Genomic DNA, 16,532 nt, shown 5'->3' on the forward strand with positions numbered 1-16,532 from the left:
ATGAGTCCATTCAAATATGCCGAAATACCTCCGGTTGAACATTTGAGGGATTTTATCGATACGTATTGGATAATGGAAACCGGGGCGTTATACCAGCCTGCCGAAGTACGGTTATACGCCGATGGCACTACAGACATCTTTGTTAATATGGGTAATACCAGGCCTTTACTTAATAACAAACCACTTTTGCCTGGTACTATTTATTTTGGCGGTACAATGACCGCTTCAAGTCTTATCCAACGTTTACCGAACAGTGTGTTTATTGGCATTCGTTTTAAGCCTGGTGGTTTTGCATTCTTTTATAAACTGCCGCTGCAAGAGCTTACCGATGAAATTATAGAGTTCCCGGATCGTTTTCTATATGACCTATTGGATGTGGATAATAAAGTTACCGATCGCTTAAATGATTTCTTTATCAGAAAAATCAAGAATACTCATAATCTACTCCCCTTAGCTAAAACCGTGGAAAATCATATGGGAAAAATTACCGTTGATTACCTGGCCGAAAAACATCACGTGACCAACAGAACGTTGGAGCGGATGTTTAATGAGCATATGGGTATTACCCCTAAAGAGTTTATCAAAGTCATCAGGTTTCAACAGGTTTTGAAAAGGATCCGTAAAAAAGACTTTAAAGAAAGCCTTTCGCAACTGGCTTACGAAATGGGTTATTATGACCACGCGCATCTCACAAATGACGTTAAGCGATATTCCGGATTTAACCCCACAACTTTGGCCGCCTTCTTTAAGTCCTCTTAAAAATGTATGGATATTTATCAAGGTATTGAACAGTAAAAGATTTCCTCCTGCGGTAGGTATCACCGCACCACTTATGATTTTAATTGGTGATGCCGTGATAATACCGACCATAGGTTAAGATTTGGTTCGCAGCGATCCAATGTGTCGATAAGTGTTGATGAGCAAACCCGTGGGCGTAGTCTTCGAGTCAACAAAAGCAAGTTCCCGGGCGTCAATACTATCCGACAATAAACGTTTACCCCTGCCAAGCAAAACTGGGTAGGTGATGAACACAACCTCGTCAGCCAGTCCCTGGTCAAGCAACACGGACGTTAGCGTCGAACTTCCCACCACGATCAGGTCGGGGCCATCCGTTGCCTTGAGATCGCGAATCGCCTCGATAACGTCCTCGTCCAAATGCTGCACCGGTCCCCATTCCAGGCTGTCGGGCCTGTGGGTTGCGATGTATTTCGTTGCAGCGTTGATAGCATTTGCCATTGGGAAATCTCCGGCATTAGGCCAAAAGTCACTAAATATATCGTAGGTGTGGCGGGCAAGCAGCAGGTCAAAGTTCGGCCCGTATGCCTCAAAGAGGATTGCCGCCCCGGCAGGGCTTCGGTAGGGTGTCGTCCATGCGCCATAGGTGTAGTCTCCGTCATGTTCTATCACGCCATCCAGCGAGATATGTTCAAAAATTCTGATCTTTCTCATTTGTTTGCTATTAGTTTAATGTTTGTATTCACCTGGTCTTCTGCATTTGTTCGATGGCGGTCCATCCTTCCGGCGTAATGCCCATAATCTCGGTAGCTACGCCCAGCGTTTGGTAGGTATCGAAAAAAGCCATCCGCGCAATTGGGTGGTCTACTTCGCTGATGACCGCGTAACCTTGTTTACGCAGATTGTCGGTGATCCGGTTGAAATCACTAACGGGCAAACGGAAGGCAAGGTGCTGTGTGCCACCTGCTGGATATTTGGCAAGGTAGTCATGAAACATGCTTTGGCCGGAAACAGGCTGAACGAGCTCGATGAAGGTGCCTCCGTTATAGGTTTGAGTAGTTAGCCAATCGCCCGCCACCACCTGGCCATAATAGGTCATATCCAAATCCTGCGCGCGGATATGTTCTGGTTGGGGAAAGCCTGCGATGCCCAGGGCGTTCGACAGAAATTTTACGGCGGCGTGGATGTCCGGAACCACCCAACCTATTTGGGCCAGTTCAAGTCCGGCGATGGTTTTGTTGATACTATTCATCTTTATTTACCATTAGTTTAATGATGAACAAAGTTAAAATGGATGAGGTACACGCATCAGGGGCAATCGCGGCAATATTAGGGCATTTTGCGACCATTTGCATTGTTCAAAGCGAAAGCTACATTTTTCAGAGCTCCAATTTAAAATCAAACTCTTATTTTTTCACTTTGGCCTTTCTTTAATATTTGTGCTAATAACAAAGGGGCTAAAGTGTTCAAAGAATCTCCCGCTCTGAGTACAAAAAGCCCTGATACTGGTGTATCAGGGCTTTTTGTTTTTAATCGCCACCGCGAATTTATATTACGCTTTCATCGTTGATTTTCAGGTTTAGAAATCCAATCCGCGTAATGGGTTTTGCCCAGAGAAACAGCTTTTTCCGGCACTAAAGTATCAGCGGTAATTGGTGCTCCTGAATACAGGGCTTGAGTATCAGATACTACTTCGTAATTTTTATGAGTTGCCTGCAAATATTGTTTTACCCATACTGCCATGTCAAATTTTTCGGGTCCACCTATTTCAAGTATCTTATTAGCAGGTTTTTCCAGTGCTGTTCCGGCCATAAAAGCTGCTACATCTTTACTTGCGATAGGCTGAATGTTGGCAGCCGGTACTATTACTTTCCCATCGGCCACACTCATTTGAACAATACCTCCCGCAAACTCAAAAAATTGTGTAGCATGAACAATGGTATAAGGAATACCCGATGCCTTGATCAAATCTTCCTGCACTTGTTTCGCACGGAAATAACCGCTGGCCTGTAGTTTTTGAGTACCTACTACCGATAAGGCAATATGATGCTGTACCCCTGCTGCCTTTTCTGCAGGTAATAGATTTCCGTTAGCAGTTTTGAAAAAGTTCATTACAGCATTATCTTCAAAGGAAGGTGAGTTGGACACATCCACTACCACATGCGCGCCCTGCAGTACTTCATTTAAACCTTCGCCGGTAAGTGTATTGACACCGTTGTTTGGTGAAGCGGCAATCACCTCGTGTCCTGAGTCCTGCAATTGATTTACCAATTGGCTACCAATAAGGCCGGTACCGCCGATAACTACAATTTTCATGATCTGTAATATTTAAGGTTAATTGTATAATACAAAGATGAATATAGCTCGCCCAGGAAAACTTAAGCTGGTTTAAGAAATATACATGTCCTGATAGGTCTTTAAGGTTTTCAATGAAACACCCATGTAGCTGGCAAAAACAGGATCGGGAATTCTTTGGATCAATTCAGGATAAGTATTTCTGAAATAGCGATAGAAATCTTCTTTAGACACGGTAGCAAATGTTTTTTGTTTAAATAAGGCCGCGCCATAAGCCCGCTCATGAATTTTATTAAAATATAATGCCAGTAAGGGGAATTGTAACAGCAGTGTTTCGTAGTTTTTCCTGCTCATGCTGGTAATTTCCGAATCTTCCATCGCCGCAATCGAATAAACAGCGGGTTTACCATCGGGAAAAGTTTTATAGTCGGTTATCCACCAGTTTTCCAATGCAAAATGTACCACCTGTTTTTCTTCGTTATTTTCATAAAACAGGTACAGACAACCTTTATTAACGAAGTAAATTGTGTCACACATTTCCTTTTCTCTTAATAGCAATACCTCCTTTTTCACCAGTTTGGTTTGGAAAAACGAAGCTATTTTCTCTTGCTCGACGGTAAAACCGGGCACGAGTTTCTGAATGTGTCGATATAATTGTTCGGTCATGAATTATTTTTTCCTTTTACCAGATTTTTTCGCAACTCGCTCAAATACTCCGGTGTAAAGCCCAAAAAGGATGCCAATACTTTCTGCGGGATCCGTTGAATAAATTCCGGATACTTTGATTGAAACAGTTCATAAAATTCATCCTTGGGCATTCTTGAAATCATCTGGATACGAAGCAATGACGCTGCATAGGCCCGTTCATATATTAACCGAAAATAGCTTTCGATGACCGGGAATTTTGCCAGAATCAACTCATAGTTTGGGGCGGTAATGGCCAATACCTCCGTTGCCTCCAGCGCCTGGATCGTATAGGCTGATTTCCGTCCGGATCGAAAAGCATTCAAATCTGTCATCCACCAGTTTTCTAATGCAAGTTGCTGCGTTTGTTCCACACCATTTTGATCTGTAAAATACAAACGAAGGCACCCTTTTACTACAAAAAAATATAACAAACAACGCTTGTCTTCTTCCTGTAAAATTTCCTTTTTCTTAAATGTCTTTGTTTCAAAAAATGATAATATGGGCTCCCCCTCTATCTCAGAACTGGACGTCATTTTTTGAATATGTTGTATGAGCAGATGCATTTTTTATGGAAATCGAACCCAAATATAAAAAACGGATAAGAATCTCAAGGTTGGTGCGAAAGTTAATGTTGTAAAGGAGATGCTAAGCGTTGAGTTTATAAAAACATTCATGTAGTTTCCACTCTGATAATGCCTTGTCATTCAATGTGCTTGCAATAAAAATATCCTTAAATTTTTATAAATAAATTAGTCTTAACTAATTTATTTTATTAACTTAATCAAATATTTTATATATGCTCGTACTATTGAAAATATCATGAAGAGATGAATAAAAAACAAATGGTCGCAATTGGTCTATTTTCATTCCTGATCGCGATAATTATTTCCTGTCGAAAATTTGAACCAGCGGTACCTTCCGAAGATGCATTGCTTGACGGGCCAATTGAAAACCTAACATCAGCCCAAAACTTACAGCACCTTGCCGGCGATGTTGGGTTTAACGACCAGGTGTTTACATCGGCTACAGGTTTGGGGCCGGTATTTGTGGCCACCAGTTGCGGTAGCTGTCATGCTGGTGATGGTAAAGGCCATCCGTTTACAACACTTACAAGATTTGGTAAAAATGACAGCCTTGGCCGCAACGAGTTTGATCATGGACCGCAAATACAAGGAAGAGCAATACCAGGTTATGCACCTGAGCAGTTGCCCCCCGGTGCCCGTTTTGCTAAATTCACTCCGCCCATCAATACCGGTTTAGGCTTTATTGAATTGGTTAGTGAAGATGATATCCTGGCAATGGCATCGGCCAACGTTGATAATCCGGATGGAGTTAGAGGACATCCCAACTGGGCGTTATTGCCAACTTATATCAAACCAAAACCAAACAGCCATACTCAGGGAAACAGGTACATTACCCGTTTCGGAAAAAAGGCAAGTACTTTTAACCTGTTGCACCAAACTGTGCTTGCCTATAATCAGGATATGGGTATCGCTTCGTCTTTTGACCCCAGTGATGTTTTCACATTATTAGACACCGACCCTGAGGTATCTGATAAAATAATAAGGGACGTTGTGTTTTACCTGCAAACCCTTAAAGCGCCTATTCAACGGGATCAGAACAATCCGGATGTTATTGGTGGTAAAAACCTGTTCGTTCAAATAGGTTGCGAAAGCTGCCATAAGCAAACTTTAAAAACAGGTAATTCGCCGGTCGCTGCGCTTTCAAACAAAGAATTTCATCCTTTTAGTGACCTATTAGTGCATGATATGGGGCCGGGTTTGGATGATGGTTACACAGAGGGATCCGCAAAAACGAGCGAGTGGCGCACACCACCACTTTGGGGATTAGGGTTAGCGCCAAACTCACAGGGAGGACAGTTTTTTTTAATGCACGACGGTCGTGCTAAAAGCATTGATGAAGCGATACGGATGCACGATGGCGAGGCGGCAATCATCAAAAACAGGTATAGCAGTCTTAGCGAAAGCGAAAGACAAAAAGTGATCACCTTTTTAAAAAGCTTATAATATGGACAGGCGAAAATTTATAGCTGCAACCTGCATCAGCTGTATTGGTGGTGGTTTATTGCTCACCTTATCAGAAGGCTGCGGTACTGCCTCTAAAATTGTATCGGCCGATATTTCCGGATCTGATATGTTGGTACCTCTGGAAAATTTTGAGCATGCCAGGGCTGGTAAAAAGGAATTCAGGAAATACATAGTCGCTCAGAACGACCGGTTAAGGTATCCGATATGCGTATATCGCTTTAGCGAAACACAATATGAAGCGCTATGGATGAGGTGTACACATCAGGGAACAGAATTACAGGTGTTTGGTGATAAAATGCAATGCCCTGCACATGGCAGCGAATTTAATAACCATGGCCAGGTGGTAAACGGCCCCGCGGCAAGCCAGCTCAGGACCTTCCCGGTAACTATTAGTGATAACCTACTCCGAATATCTTTAAAATGAAAGCAATAATTTTTACTTTTTTTTTGTTCATCGCAATAAGCACGCAGGCACAAATTGACACCAGTTTGTTAAGGCGAACACCGGCCGATACCTCAAAAAAATTAATGAACATGGATGCCATTTATAACCGGCCGGCGCTGCAGGCTGGTAAGTTTCCTATTTCGTTAGGTGGTTATGTAGAAGCCAATTATCAGCATTTGGGTACAGATGGCATATCAGAAGGGCATCAGTTCCAGTTCAGAAGGTTAACTTTATTTGTATCATCAACCATTTCCACCCGGATAAAATTTCTGTCGGAGATAGAATTTGAACCTGCCGACAAAGAGATAAGCATAGAGTTTGCCGCCGTTGATGTGGAGTTTCACCCGCTTTTTAATTTACGGGGCGGAATGATCGTTAATCCCATAGGCGCGTTTAACCAAAACCATGACGGGCCGAAATGGGAGTTCACCGACCGGCCAATTTCGGCTGAAAAAATGTTGCCTGCAACATGGAGTAATGCCGGCTTTGGCTTATATGGTAAATATTACCAGCATAACTGGCTATTTGGATATGAACTTTACTTAACCAGCGGTTTTGATAATGCTATAATTGAAAATGAATTTAACAGGACTTATTTACCGGCCTCAAAAGCAAATGCCGAACGCTTTGAAGAGAGCAATAATGGTGAGCCATTAATAACTGGTAAAGTGGCGATAAAAAATATCAAAATCGGTGAGCTTGGCTTATCATACATGGGTGATGTATACAATAAGTACCGGGAAGACGGTTTAAGATTAGATGATAAACGACGCGTTGACGTTTTCGCGGTTGATATGAATACCACTATCAAAAGAACGGGGACAACCTTTATAGGTGAGTATGCCTGGATTTTCGTAAATGTTCCTCAAACCTATTCGCAACAATTTGGTAACAAGCAGCATGGTGGATTTTTAGACATCGTACAGCCTGTTTTAAGAAACAATTTATTGGGGTGGCCAAAGGCTGTATTAAACCTGGCATGCCGTTTAGAGTATGTAGATTATAACGCAGGTCGGTTTAAAGAAACCGGTGGAAATATAGGAGATGAAATTTGGAGTATAATGCCAGCAGTTAGTTTCAGGCCTACCCCCCAAACTGTTTTCCGGCTAAACTATCGTATCCAAAAACAACGCGATATTTTAGCTAATCCAGCTACTCATACAAGGGGATTCAGCTTTGGGATATCAACTTATTTTTAAAATAAATTTCATGAATGAAAAATTAAACCGGGGCGCATTATCAAAATCGCGCCCCGGTTTCAAGATCTGTTGGTCTTGTTTTATCCAACATCAGTGCAATGACCGGAAGCCTTCGCGGATATCGTTAACCAGAAGTTCGGGTTGCTCCCAGGCAGCGAAGTGCCCGCCCTTGTTGTGTTTCTTGTAATAGATCATGTTGGGATATGCTTTCTCTGCCCAACTTTTGGGAGCCTGGTAGAGTTCGTCAGGAAAAGCGCTCACCACAACCGGGACTTTAACACCTAACGGAGCTACAAAAGCATGCTTATTCTCCCAATAGATACGGTACCCGGAAACCGCCGTGTTGGTTAACCAGCATAGTGTGATGTTGTCAAGAACATCATCCCGGGTAAGTCCTTCAGACTTCCCGGCAAACGAGCGTGAAATTAGCGCCAAACTAAGCTGGTCGTGGTCAAGAAACATAGTGGCGAGGCCAACTGGCGAATCCGCCGTTGCGAGTAATGTCTGTGGACGTGATCCCATAATGAGGGCGTAGGCAACGTGCTTGTATGAAAAACTCAATTGCTCGTACGCCTGTTTTTCCTCAGCTGAGAGGCCGTCTGGTGCAGGCGCTCCGGCAAATGCCGCATTGTTGATTTCAGGTGGAACTGTGCAAGGGAAATTTGTGGCCATGCCCAGTAAATTATCGGGCGACTGTACAGCCATTATATCCGTGATGAGCCCACCCCAATCTCCGCCTTGTGCCAGGAATTTCTCATATCCGAGGCGCTTCATCAGTGTTATCCATGCATATGCAATGCGGGAAGGGCCCCAGCCGGTAGTGCTTGGCTTCCCTGAAAATCCATAGCCAGGCATAGATGGAATCACAACATCAAAGGCATCTTCAGCCTTTCCACCAAAGGCAGTAGGATCCGTGAGTGGGCCAATGATCTTCATTTGCTCAATGATCGAACCCGGCCATCCATGTGTAACGATGAGTGGTAAAGCATTCGTATGTTTTGAACGAACATGAATAAAATGAATGTCAAGTCCGTCAATTTCTGTTATAAACTGGGGCAAAGCATTCAGTTTTGCTTCCACTTTACGCCAGTCATATTCCGTAGCCCAATAGTGCGCAAGTGCCTTCATTGTCGCAAGCGGCACACCCTGCGTTTGATCGTTGACAGGTTCTTTTTCGGGCCATCTTGTCGCTAAAATGCGGCGGTTTAAATCATCGAGGTCAGCCTGCGGGAAGGTGAACTGGAAGGGGCGGATCGATTCGGCTGATCCTACTTCCTCTAAAGTTTCTGTGCTGGTTTCCATTGTTTAAATTTTTAATTATTTTCTACTATTTATTCTCCGTGCAAATTGTACTCAGTTACCAAATTGGTTGAGCGAACTAAATGATCTTGTAGTACTTAAACTATTTCCCCACTGATCATCGAAGGGAACCAAAAGCCGCACGCATTTCATTAACAAACAGTTCTGGTTGTTCCCATGCGGGGAAGTGCCCTCCTTTGTCAAGTTTATTGTAATGAATGAGGTTTGGATATGCTTTTTCTACCCAACTGCGTGGTGCCAGATAAAGCTCATCAGGGAAAACGCTTACGGCAACCGGGATAGTGATACCCTTTGGGGCAAAATAAGGCAGCTTATTTTCCCGGTAAAGACGCGCAGCTGAAACAGCCGTATTTGTTAACCAAAAAAGTGTGATATTATCGAGTATGTCGTCTCGTGTAAGGCATTCATTTTGCCCCGCGAAGGCGCGTGCGATAAGCTCAAATCCGCGGGGGTCGAAGTCGATCAAAAATGCCGCCATACCTATTGGTGAATCTGCCAATGCGGCCAATGTTTGCGGACGCGATGCCATATAGAAGGCATAGTAAACAACATGTTGGTATACAAATACCAATTGCTCATAGGCATATTTTTCCTCTTCAGATAAACCTGAAGGAGCCGGCACACCTGTAAATGCCGCTCCGTCAAGTTCGGGCGGAACTGCTCCGGGCATATTCGTATGGATCCCAATCAATTCCGGCGCTGCTTGTACAGCCATCTGTTCTGTGATAAGTGCGCCCCAATCTCCACCCTGTGCTACAAATTTGTTGTAACCAAGACGTTTCATCAGCACAACCCAGGCTTTCGCTATACGTTCCGGCCCCCAACCTGTCCTCGTTGGCTTACCAGAAAATCCATACCCGGGCATCGAAGGAAAAACAACATCAAAGGCTTCTTCCGCCGATCCCCCAAACGCTTCGGGGTCGGTTAACGGACCGATGATTTTCATGTGGTGCGTTATAGAAGCCGGCCAGCCGTGGGTTATAATGATAGGGAGGGCATTTGGATTTTTTGAACGTACATGTATGAAATGAATATCCACTCCGTCAATATTGGTTACAAATTGCGGAAGGGCATTTATTTTCGCTTCTATTTTCCGCCAATCATAGCTTGTAGCCCAATAGCTGGCTATTGCCTGCAATGTTGCCAGTGGCGTACCTTGCGAAAAATCATCTACCGTTTCTTTTTCAGACCACCTTGTCGCTAAAATACGGCGGTTTAAATCATCAAGGTCAGCCTGCGGGAAGGTAAACTGAAAGGGACGGATCAATTCGTCTGATACTACTCCCTCTAAAGTTGCTGTGCTGGTTTCCATTGTATAAATTTTAAAATTGTCTTCTTAAATTTATTTCCCATTCAAACAGTATTCAGTTACCAAATTGATCACGTGTACTAAGCGGTTTTGTAGTACATAACCTCTTTCACGACTGATCACCGAAGTGATTTGAAACCTGCCCGTACATCATCAACAAAAAGTTTAGGCTGTTCCCATGCCGCGAAGTGCCCGCCTTTGTTGGGTTTGTTGTAATAGATGAGTTTAGGATACGCCTGCTCTGCCCAACTCTTCGGAGCTGTATAAATCTCATCCGGGAAGGCGCTTACGGCCACCGGGATGGTGACATGTTTAGGGGCGAAAAAGGCGAGCTTGTTTTCCCAGTAAAGGCGGGCCGAAGAAACTCCGGTATTTGTCAGCCAGTAGAGCGTGATATTATCAAGAATGTCGTCGCGTGTGAGACCCTCTTCTTTACCCGCAAAGACGCGCGTGATGAGCTCGTAGCTACGCGCGTCATGATCGAGTATCCAGGCGGCCAGGCCGATCGGTGAATCCTCGATCCCGTATAGTGTCTGCGGACGGTTACCCATCTCCTGGGCGTAGGCGAGGCCGTGTTTGTAGAAGAAGGCGAGCTGGTCATACGCACGCTGCTCGTCGGCTGAGAGGCCTGCCGGAGGCGGCGTACCGGTGAAAGCGGCTTTGTCTATGTCGACTGGAACAGCTCCGGCCATATTAGTATGTATGCCGATCAGTTCTGGCGGTGCTTGTACAGCCATCATGTCTGTAATCAGTGCGCCCCAATCGCCACCCTGTGCTACAAATTTTGTATAGCCAAGGCGCTTCATCAGCACTATCCAGGCGTTCGCTATGCGGGGCGCATCCCAACCGGTTGTGGTTGGTATTCCTGAAAACCCGTAGCCTGGAATTGACGGGATCACAACATCGAAGGCGTCTTCAGCCTTTCCACCATAAGCAGTAGGATCAGTAAGCGGGCCGATAATCTTCAGCTGCTCGATGATGGAGCCGGGCCATCCATGTGTAACAATGATCGGTAAAGCATTTTTTTGTTTTGAACGAACGTGGATGAAATGAATGTCGACGCCGTCGATATTCGTCATGAACTGCGGCAGGGCTTTCAGTTTCGCTTCACACTTGCTCCAATCGTAATCTGTCGCCCAATAGTGTGCCAACTGCTTCATCGTCTCGAGCTGCACACCTTGCGTTTCATCGTTAACAATCTCGCGTCCGGGCCACTGGGTTGCTAAGACCCGGCGTTTAAGGTCTTCGAGTTTCTTTGGGGGGATGTTCACATGGAAGGGGCGGATCGCTTCATTCGAAGAGGCATTGCCGGAAGGTACGCTTTGCGCATTACTTAACGCACCTTGCATCACAAGGACTCCTGCTACAATTGTACTTGTAAGGATTTTTTTGCTCTTTTCCATTGTCTTAGGTTTAATGTGTTGTCGGTTTTTTTTGCAAAGTTATTTGCCTCATCAACCGGCGTCCAAGCACCAAATAGTTTAAGTGGACTAAATACTTCCTGGGGTTGCCATTTTTAAACCCGAAAATTTTTGAAACTTTGCGCGGGCAATAATTTCTTGAAACGAAATTTGTGCATTAACCACACATTCACAGATTGGGATGAATAAATTCAAAAAAAAAGACCATACTTCTTTCAAAGAATGATCTGAAAATTGTTTGGTTTTTCCAAAAACTACCGGTTATCGAGCCAGTTCAAAAAAACACTTACCTTTTCTTTAGGAACCAACAATTTATCTGAGAAGGGTATAGTGAGGTTAACCAGTAATTTTCGTGCGGGATAATGCTCAACATCTTTTATTGCCTGGAAATGTATCAGGTATTGTCTATTTAATCTGAAAAACTGACTGTCTGCCAAAAGTTCCTGGATATGATCCAATGAATAATTCACAAAATATTCCTGCCGGTCAAAGCATACAATTGCTGATGACTCGTGCCTGACATAAAAAAAAGCAATATTCTCAACAGGCACAATGATATATTTATTCTTCCTGAAAACAAGGAAGCTCGTTTTACTCTGACGTTTTACTAACGTATCAACCGAATAAGGTTCGCCATTTTGTTGAATGAGTTTCATGCGTTTCCATCTTTAAAGAATAAATTCAGCTACTTCTACATATGCCGGGGTGCGGCCAAAAACCAAATGTTCATGGTGTATGAAATTCTTATACTAAATTGTATTCAAAAGTAAGCAGTAAAATTTTAAAACGACTAAAAAGATTAAAAATATCGTTTTAGTCGTGTGTTCACTGGAGCACTGGCGTTGCAGGGTTCACCTGCGCCAGCACAGTGCAGATCAATTTGCGTTGAACTTAATTTAACCCTCCCTATGCTGGCGCACCAGGGTATTGTTATTTTAGTTTTTCGATGGAAGACTACAGGCATAGTAGTTCGAAGTCTCTGACTTCGAACAGCGGGTAGTGTGGTCTTACTCTTTCGCTTCCGAAGATTCCCACCGTTCTGTCTGTTTTGCTATATCAATTAATTTTTGTCCATGTTCAGTCATTAGCCCCTCCTCTGTCAACCGTTCTGTTCGTTCTCTGTTGATTTTACTCCATTTGCTTTTCGGATTGCGGGGGGTAAAAGTAAGGTAGAAACTTTCATGATCTCTTTTTTTCGCCAAACTGTCAATCCAGCCAAAACACAGCGCTTCTTCCATAGCTTCGCTGGTGCTAACACTCTGTACTTTGCTTTTTTTATGATAAAGAATTAGCCAAACAGATTTCTCTGTTTGGCTATTTTCCTCCAGCCATTGCCGCCAGTCTGACCTGGTTTTGGCATAAACAGCCTGTTTTCCATCTTTTGTTTCCATAACTCTATAGCTTATTATCAGTTTGGTTGATTCGGCGCCTGCAGTAGCGGAAGCATTTATGAAAATCTTTAAAGCCAAAGGGCTCCTTTATTGCACTAAAGTTTCCCATTGGAGAATATCTTGATGTTAAACCTATTTTATCAATTCATTTTTATATACCGACAACGGATATGGCTTAGTATCCTTTTTAGAGGTGTAAAGAAAAATCACTCCTATTATTTTATCATGTGGGTTAGCAATCGGTTTATACACCCCAAATTCATAATACTTATTTCTATTATTTAAAGGTGAAAATTTTAATTTAACGGTATCATTTTTAAGAGAATAGCTTCCCCAGGTTTTATCATCTCCAAAGCAAATACTTCTTATATAAAACTGATTATTTTCCTTGAGTTTAAGGGTGGTAGTACAATTGGCGACGCCTTCCTGCCAGCCTATAAACAAATCCTTGCTTTCAAATTTTTCAAAAGCGATAAGTCCATTAGGTTTTGCTGCTATCAACCCTAAAAGACAAATCATTATAATAGTTAGATATATCCTTGCCTTATTTTTTAATCGTTCTTTAATAACCAAAAATAACTGGCGAATTAAACATATCAATAGGATCAAAAAACTGATCGCATACAGCAACATTAACAATAAGTTCCCCCCCCAAGCATCCCCTCCCAGTAGTAACCAGTATTTATTAACAGAAATAAAATTATGGTGCTTATTATAAGGTTTTTATATCGGCTCATTAACGGGCATTTGAGGTTGATTGTTAAATATATGGATTTCTATTTATTTATAATTAATCAACAACTCCTTATTTCTTCATCGCATTTATTTCCCCGTTCCTTATTTTTCGATAGTCTAAAGACTACAGGCATAGTGCATCCGAAGTCTGAACTTCGGACAGCGGGTGTACTGGCTTTGGGTGATACCCCCTACTATAAACTGAATTTCACATCATTATCCATTCCTCATACTTCAGCTTCTTTGATATTCACAACTTTTGCTTTGTTATTGTTAAACAATACACATCAGCATCTCCCTAACTTTACTGTATTAATTAATAAATATAATCATGGATATCACACTCACTCAATCAGAACAGGTGTTAAGCTTGGCAAGAAGCAAAGCACACGAAATCGGTGTACCAGTTAATATTGTTATTATGGATACCGGCGGGCACCTTAAAGCGCTGCAACGTATGGATGACGCGTTCATCGGATCAATGGATATTGCCATCCAAAAAGCTAAAACGGCTATGCTTTTCCGAATGAATTCTGAACAGGTTGGAGAATTTCTTAAGCCTGAAGCAGCTACTTATGGCCTCGAAAATACCAACGGTGGCTTAGTTGGTTTTCCCGGCGGCATGCCCATTAAACTGGAAGGAAAAATCATAGGATACATTGGGGTATCCGGAGGTGCAGTTCCCCAGGATTTTTCTATCGCCACAGCCGGAAGTGTTATCAATTAATTCAGCACAAATCACTTTATAAAATAAAAACAAAAATTATGGAAAGTAAAAGAATTCTGATAACCGGAGCAGGCTCTGGTTTCGGGGAAGGAACCGCTATTGGTTTAGCACAATTAGGTCACCAGGTTATAGCAGGGGTACAAATATCCCCACAGGTAACCGCGCTTCGCCTCAAAGCAAAAGAGCTTGGATTGGAAAACAATCTGCGGGTTGAGCGGCTTGATATTTTAGACCCATATGACGTAAAATATGCCTTAACCTGGGATATCGATATACTTTTTAGTAATGCCGGAATGGGAGAAGCTGGCCCGGTATTTGAAATCCCTGTTGACTTAGTAAGGCGCAATTTTGAAACCAATGTATTTGCCCCGCTTGACCTTGCTCAAAAGTTTATAGCCAAATTCATCAACGAAAAAAGGAAAGGAAAAGTTGTTTTCACATCCTCAATGGGGGGGCTGTTTACACCGGCTGGATATGGTATTTATGTTTCGACCAAACATGCCTTAGAGGCTATTGCCGAAGCATTGCATGAAGAACTAAAACCTTATAACATCCAGATACAGACTGTTAATCCCGGGGCCTACTTAACCGGTTATAATGAAACCATGGCCGATAACCCTTTCCGTTGGTTGGATGACAGTAAGAATTTTACAAAACGTGCCGATATGAGGGCCACATTCGACAGCCTTTTAGGCACTGCCGAAGGCAGGTTAGATCCAAAAGAAATGATTGATGCCATGATCAAAATAGTACCATCGGATACCGGCAAATTTCGGAATGTAGTTCCTAAATTTGTAGAAGATATGTTAAAAGAGCATCAACTCAAGGCCTGGGAAAATACCATTTAACATTAAATTTAAATTCCTTTACAATAAGCCACCACTTATAATGGTGGCTATTGCTGTTATACCTGTCTCGTCTTAAAATAAGTTTTCAAGTAATCTTTTCCGCGTTTTGGTTTAAAGGAACAATTAGTTAACAGGCTACAGTATATTCCTTTAAACTAATCATAAAGTCATTCATATGTTCATTTGATTTTCTTAATTAATTATAGATTTTATTTTAATTAAAGTTTATTTCGTAAATGATATTTATCCATTTAAAAATCTCCTTCATATACGCTCAAGCGATTTGTAAGTTAAAGCGATAAATAAAGTACTGGTATAAATACCTTTATAAAAACATACATCTTCAATAGGGGCACTTGCTTTGCATTGTATTATTCATGGTGAAGGTAAAATCTAAAAAATCACTATTATCTAAAACATAAATTATGAGTAAAAAAAGCGATTTGATCAAGAACAGTACTCAAGTGTGTAAAACACAAACCTATTCTAAACTATTCAATCACATTTGGCCATTATTGTTATTAGTTGTTGTATTTACGGCATCATGTAACAAGGACAATTCAAACCCGGCACCAGATCAGTCATTAACAGCAAGCCAGACAGCAAACAGCTCTTTAAATACAGGGAGTTCGGCGATTAGTCCTGCGCCGATAAATCTCAGAACAGCCGGTAACTTTACAATTTTAACAGAAACCGGTATTTCAACAACCGGTGTCACTTCAATAATTGGCAATATAGGATCGAGCCCGATAGCATCAACAGCAATTACCGGATTTGGATTAATAAAGGATGCCAGTAACCAGTTTTCGCGTACACCAATTGTAACAGGGAACGTTTACGCTGCTAACTATGCGGCTCCTACCCCATCCAAAATGACTACGGCTGTAAATGATATGAAAACAGCCTTTACCACCGCAAATGGTATTGTATTCCCAGCCCCTAAAGTTCAAATGTACGCCGGCGATATCAGTGGCCGTACTTTGCGCCCCGGTCTATATAAATGGAGCACTGGTGTTTTAATAACAAAGGTTGGTGTTACACTATCCGGAGGACCTAATGATGTTTGGGTTTTCCAGATCGCGCAAAACCTTACTGTAAATAACAGCGCCATTATTACTTTGGCGGGGGGTGCTCAGGCTAAAAACGTATTCTGGGTAGTTTCTGGAAAAGCAACTCTTGGAACAACCGTAAATTTTAAAGGTATAATATTGAGTAAAACATTGATATCACTAAACACCGGCGCTAAAGTTACCGGTAAATTGTTGGCACAAACCGCAGTTACATTAATTGCTAACTCGGTTCATCCTTAAAAAACACTTCGCATTATCGCCATAAGGCACTAAAAAAAAGAAGCCTGTAAATGTTGAATTTG

Annotated in this window: 18 protein-coding genes; 7 read left to right on the forward strand and 11 right to left on the reverse strand. The window is 42.4% G+C overall.

Annotation, left to right across the window (positions count from 1 at the left end; genetic code table 11):
- A complete protein-coding gene (locus tag M2273_RS15125; RefSeq protein WP_429398225.1) occupies positions 1 to 759 on the forward strand; it encodes a DUF6597 domain-containing transcriptional factor in 759 nt (252 codons plus the stop codon).
- Between the two features lie 114 nt (positions 760 to 873).
- Here the strand turns inward: M2273_RS15125 and M2273_RS15130 are convergent, their stop codons facing one another.
- The 5 genes from M2273_RS15130 to M2273_RS15150 all read right to left on the reverse strand — a co-directional run bounded on the left by M2273_RS15130 (position 874) and on the right by M2273_RS15150 (position 4,250).
- Positions 874 to 1,449, reverse strand: coding sequence for a dihydrofolate reductase family protein (locus tag M2273_RS15130; RefSeq protein ID WP_429398227.1), 576 nt, complete (start codon positions 1,447 to 1,449; stop codon positions 874 to 876).
- Positions 1,450 to 1,477: 28 nt separating this feature from the next.
- Positions 1,478 to 1,987, reverse strand: coding sequence for a VOC family protein (locus M2273_RS15135; RefSeq protein WP_429398229.1), 510 nt, complete (start codon positions 1,985 to 1,987; stop codon positions 1,478 to 1,480).
- Between the two features lie 308 nt (positions 1,988 to 2,295).
- Positions 2,296 to 3,051: an SDR family oxidoreductase gene (locus M2273_RS15140; RefSeq protein WP_429398231.1), complete on the reverse strand. Its 756-nt coding sequence runs from the start codon at positions 3,049 to 3,051 to the stop codon at positions 2,296 to 2,298.
- A 72-nt stretch (positions 3,052 to 3,123) separates the two neighbouring features.
- A complete protein-coding gene (locus M2273_RS15145; RefSeq protein WP_429398233.1) occupies positions 3,124 to 3,696 on the reverse strand; it encodes a Crp/Fnr family transcriptional regulator in 573 nt (190 codons plus the stop codon).
- Positions 3,693 to 4,250: a Crp/Fnr family transcriptional regulator gene (locus M2273_RS15150; RefSeq protein WP_429398234.1), complete on the reverse strand. Its 558-nt coding sequence runs from the start codon at positions 4,248 to 4,250 to the stop codon at positions 3,693 to 3,695. Before M2273_RS15150 ends, M2273_RS15145 begins: the two co-directional genes overlap by 4 nt.
- Before the next feature lie 294 nt (positions 4,251 to 4,544).
- Between M2273_RS15150 and M2273_RS15155 the strand changes: the two genes are divergently transcribed.
- Genes M2273_RS15155 through M2273_RS15165 form a run of 3 tightly spaced genes read left to right on the forward strand, consistent with a single transcriptional unit; the run spans position 4,545 to position 7,409 of the window.
- Positions 4,545 to 5,744, forward strand: coding sequence for a di-heme oxidoredictase family protein (locus tag M2273_RS15155; RefSeq protein WP_429398236.1), 1,200 nt, complete (start codon positions 4,545 to 4,547; stop codon positions 5,742 to 5,744).
- A gap of 1 nt (position 5,745) precedes the next feature.
- Positions 5,746 to 6,189: a ubiquinol-cytochrome c reductase iron-sulfur subunit gene (locus M2273_RS15160; protein WP_429398238.1), complete on the forward strand. Its 444-nt coding sequence runs from the start codon at positions 5,746 to 5,748 to the stop codon at positions 6,187 to 6,189.
- Complete coding sequence (locus M2273_RS15165; RefSeq protein ID WP_429398240.1) at positions 6,186 to 7,409, forward strand: hypothetical protein; 1,224 nt, start codon at positions 6,186 to 6,188, stop codon at positions 7,407 to 7,409. Before M2273_RS15160 ends, M2273_RS15165 begins: the two co-directional genes overlap by 4 nt.
- Positions 7,410 to 7,499: 90 nt before the next feature.
- On the opposite strand, the gene M2273_RS15170 is transcribed toward M2273_RS15165, so the two are convergent.
- The 6 genes from M2273_RS15170 to M2273_RS15195 all read right to left on the reverse strand — a co-directional run bounded on the left by M2273_RS15170 (position 7,500) and on the right by M2273_RS15195 (position 13,423).
- Entirely contained in the window at positions 7,500 to 8,711 is a 1,212-nt protein-coding gene (locus tag M2273_RS15170) for an epoxide hydrolase family protein (RefSeq protein WP_429398242.1), read from the reverse strand.
- Between the two features lie 115 nt (positions 8,712 to 8,826).
- Entirely contained in the window at positions 8,827 to 10,041 is a 1,215-nt protein-coding gene (locus M2273_RS15175; protein WP_429398244.1) for an epoxide hydrolase family protein, read from the reverse strand.
- Positions 10,042 to 10,157: 116 nt separating this feature from the next.
- Positions 10,158 to 11,441 carry an epoxide hydrolase family protein gene (locus tag M2273_RS15180; protein WP_429398246.1) on the reverse strand — a complete coding sequence of 428 codons (1,284 nt, stop codon included), beginning with the start codon at positions 11,439 to 11,441 and terminating at the stop codon, positions 10,158 to 10,160.
- 272 nt (positions 11,442 to 11,713) lie between these two features.
- Positions 11,714 to 12,115 carry a LytR/AlgR family response regulator transcription factor gene (locus M2273_RS15185; RefSeq protein ID WP_429398248.1) on the reverse strand — a complete coding sequence of 134 codons (402 nt, stop codon included), beginning with the start codon at positions 12,113 to 12,115 and terminating at the stop codon, positions 11,714 to 11,716.
- Between the two features lie 351 nt (positions 12,116 to 12,466).
- Complete coding sequence (locus tag M2273_RS15190) at positions 12,467 to 12,850, reverse strand: YdeI/OmpD-associated family protein (RefSeq protein ID WP_429398250.1); 384 nt, start codon at positions 12,848 to 12,850, stop codon at positions 12,467 to 12,469.
- A 132-nt stretch (positions 12,851 to 12,982) separates the two neighbouring features.
- Positions 12,983 to 13,423 carry a hypothetical protein gene (locus M2273_RS15195; protein ID WP_429398252.1) on the reverse strand — a complete coding sequence of 147 codons (441 nt, stop codon included), beginning with the start codon at positions 13,421 to 13,423 and terminating at the stop codon, positions 12,983 to 12,985.
- A 493-nt stretch (positions 13,424 to 13,916) separates the two neighbouring features.
- Here M2273_RS15195 and M2273_RS15200 point away from each other — a divergent pair, with 493 nt between their 5' ends.
- From M2273_RS15200 to M2273_RS15210, 3 genes are all read left to right on the forward strand, one after another.
- Positions 13,917 to 14,312 (forward strand): GlcG/HbpS family heme-binding protein, encoded by a 396-nt coding sequence (locus M2273_RS15200; RefSeq protein ID WP_429398254.1) that lies wholly within the window; start codon positions 13,917 to 13,919, stop codon positions 14,310 to 14,312.
- Between the two features lie 38 nt (positions 14,313 to 14,350).
- Positions 14,351 to 15,160: an SDR family oxidoreductase gene (locus M2273_RS15205; RefSeq protein WP_429398256.1), complete on the forward strand. Its 810-nt coding sequence runs from the start codon at positions 14,351 to 14,353 to the stop codon at positions 15,158 to 15,160.
- A gap of 425 nt (positions 15,161 to 15,585) precedes the next feature.
- Complete coding sequence (locus M2273_RS15210) at positions 15,586 to 16,470, forward strand: ice-binding family protein (protein WP_429398258.1); 885 nt, start codon at positions 15,586 to 15,588, stop codon at positions 16,468 to 16,470.
- The last annotated feature ends 62 nt before the right edge of the window (positions 16,471 to 16,532 follow it).

This window comes from Mucilaginibacter lappiensis, from assembly GCF_050433765.1.
In the GTDB taxonomy this organism is placed as follows: domain Bacteria; phylum Bacteroidota; class Bacteroidia; order Sphingobacteriales; family Sphingobacteriaceae; genus Mucilaginibacter; species Mucilaginibacter lappiensis_A.

What these genes read in the sequence shown, in the direction of transcription:
- M2273_RS15125 (WP_429398225.1), top strand. Translation starts at nt 1, where the DNA reads ATGAGTCCATTCAAATATGCCGAAATACCTCCGGTTGAACATTTGAGG.
- M2273_RS15130 (WP_429398227.1), bottom strand. Translation starts at nt 1,449, where the DNA reads ATGAGAAAGATCAGAATTTTTGAACATATCTCGCTGGATGGCGTGATA.
- M2273_RS15135 (WP_429398229.1), bottom strand. Translation starts at nt 1,987, where the DNA reads ATGAATAGTATCAACAAAACCATCGCCGGACTTGAACTGGCCCAAATA.
- M2273_RS15140 (WP_429398231.1), bottom strand. Translation starts at nt 3,051, where the DNA reads ATGAAAATTGTAGTTATCGGCGGTACCGGCCTTATTGGTAGCCAATTG.
- M2273_RS15145 (WP_429398233.1), bottom strand. Translation starts at nt 3,696, where the DNA reads ATGACCGAACAATTATATCGACACATTCAGAAACTCGTGCCCGGTTTT.
- M2273_RS15150 (WP_429398234.1), bottom strand. Translation starts at nt 4,250, where the DNA reads ATGACGTCCAGTTCTGAGATAGAGGGGGAGCCCATATTATCATTTTTT.
- M2273_RS15155 (WP_429398236.1), top strand. Translation starts at nt 4,545, where the DNA reads ATGAATAAAAAACAAATGGTCGCAATTGGTCTATTTTCATTCCTGATC.
- M2273_RS15160 (WP_429398238.1), top strand. Translation starts at nt 5,746, where the DNA reads ATGGACAGGCGAAAATTTATAGCTGCAACCTGCATCAGCTGTATTGGT.
- M2273_RS15165 (WP_429398240.1), top strand. Translation starts at nt 6,186, where the DNA reads ATGAAAGCAATAATTTTTACTTTTTTTTTGTTCATCGCAATAAGCACG.
- M2273_RS15170 (WP_429398242.1), bottom strand. Translation starts at nt 8,711, where the DNA reads ATGGAAACCAGCACAGAAACTTTAGAGGAAGTAGGATCAGCCGAATCG.
- M2273_RS15175 (WP_429398244.1), bottom strand. Translation starts at nt 10,041, where the DNA reads ATGGAAACCAGCACAGCAACTTTAGAGGGAGTAGTATCAGACGAATTG.
- M2273_RS15180 (WP_429398246.1), bottom strand. Translation starts at nt 11,441, where the DNA reads ATGGAAAAGAGCAAAAAAATCCTTACAAGTACAATTGTAGCAGGAGTC.
- M2273_RS15185 (WP_429398248.1), bottom strand. Translation starts at nt 12,115, where the DNA reads ATGAAACTCATTCAACAAAATGGCGAACCTTATTCGGTTGATACGTTA.
- M2273_RS15190 (WP_429398250.1), bottom strand. Translation starts at nt 12,850, where the DNA reads ATGGAAACAAAAGATGGAAAACAGGCTGTTTATGCCAAAACCAGGTCA.
- M2273_RS15200 (WP_429398254.1), top strand. Translation starts at nt 13,917, where the DNA reads ATGGATATCACACTCACTCAATCAGAACAGGTGTTAAGCTTGGCAAGA.
- M2273_RS15205 (WP_429398256.1), top strand. Translation starts at nt 14,351, where the DNA reads ATGGAAAGTAAAAGAATTCTGATAACCGGAGCAGGCTCTGGTTTCGGG.
- M2273_RS15210 (WP_429398258.1), top strand. Translation starts at nt 15,586, where the DNA reads ATGAGTAAAAAAAGCGATTTGATCAAGAACAGTACTCAAGTGTGTAAA.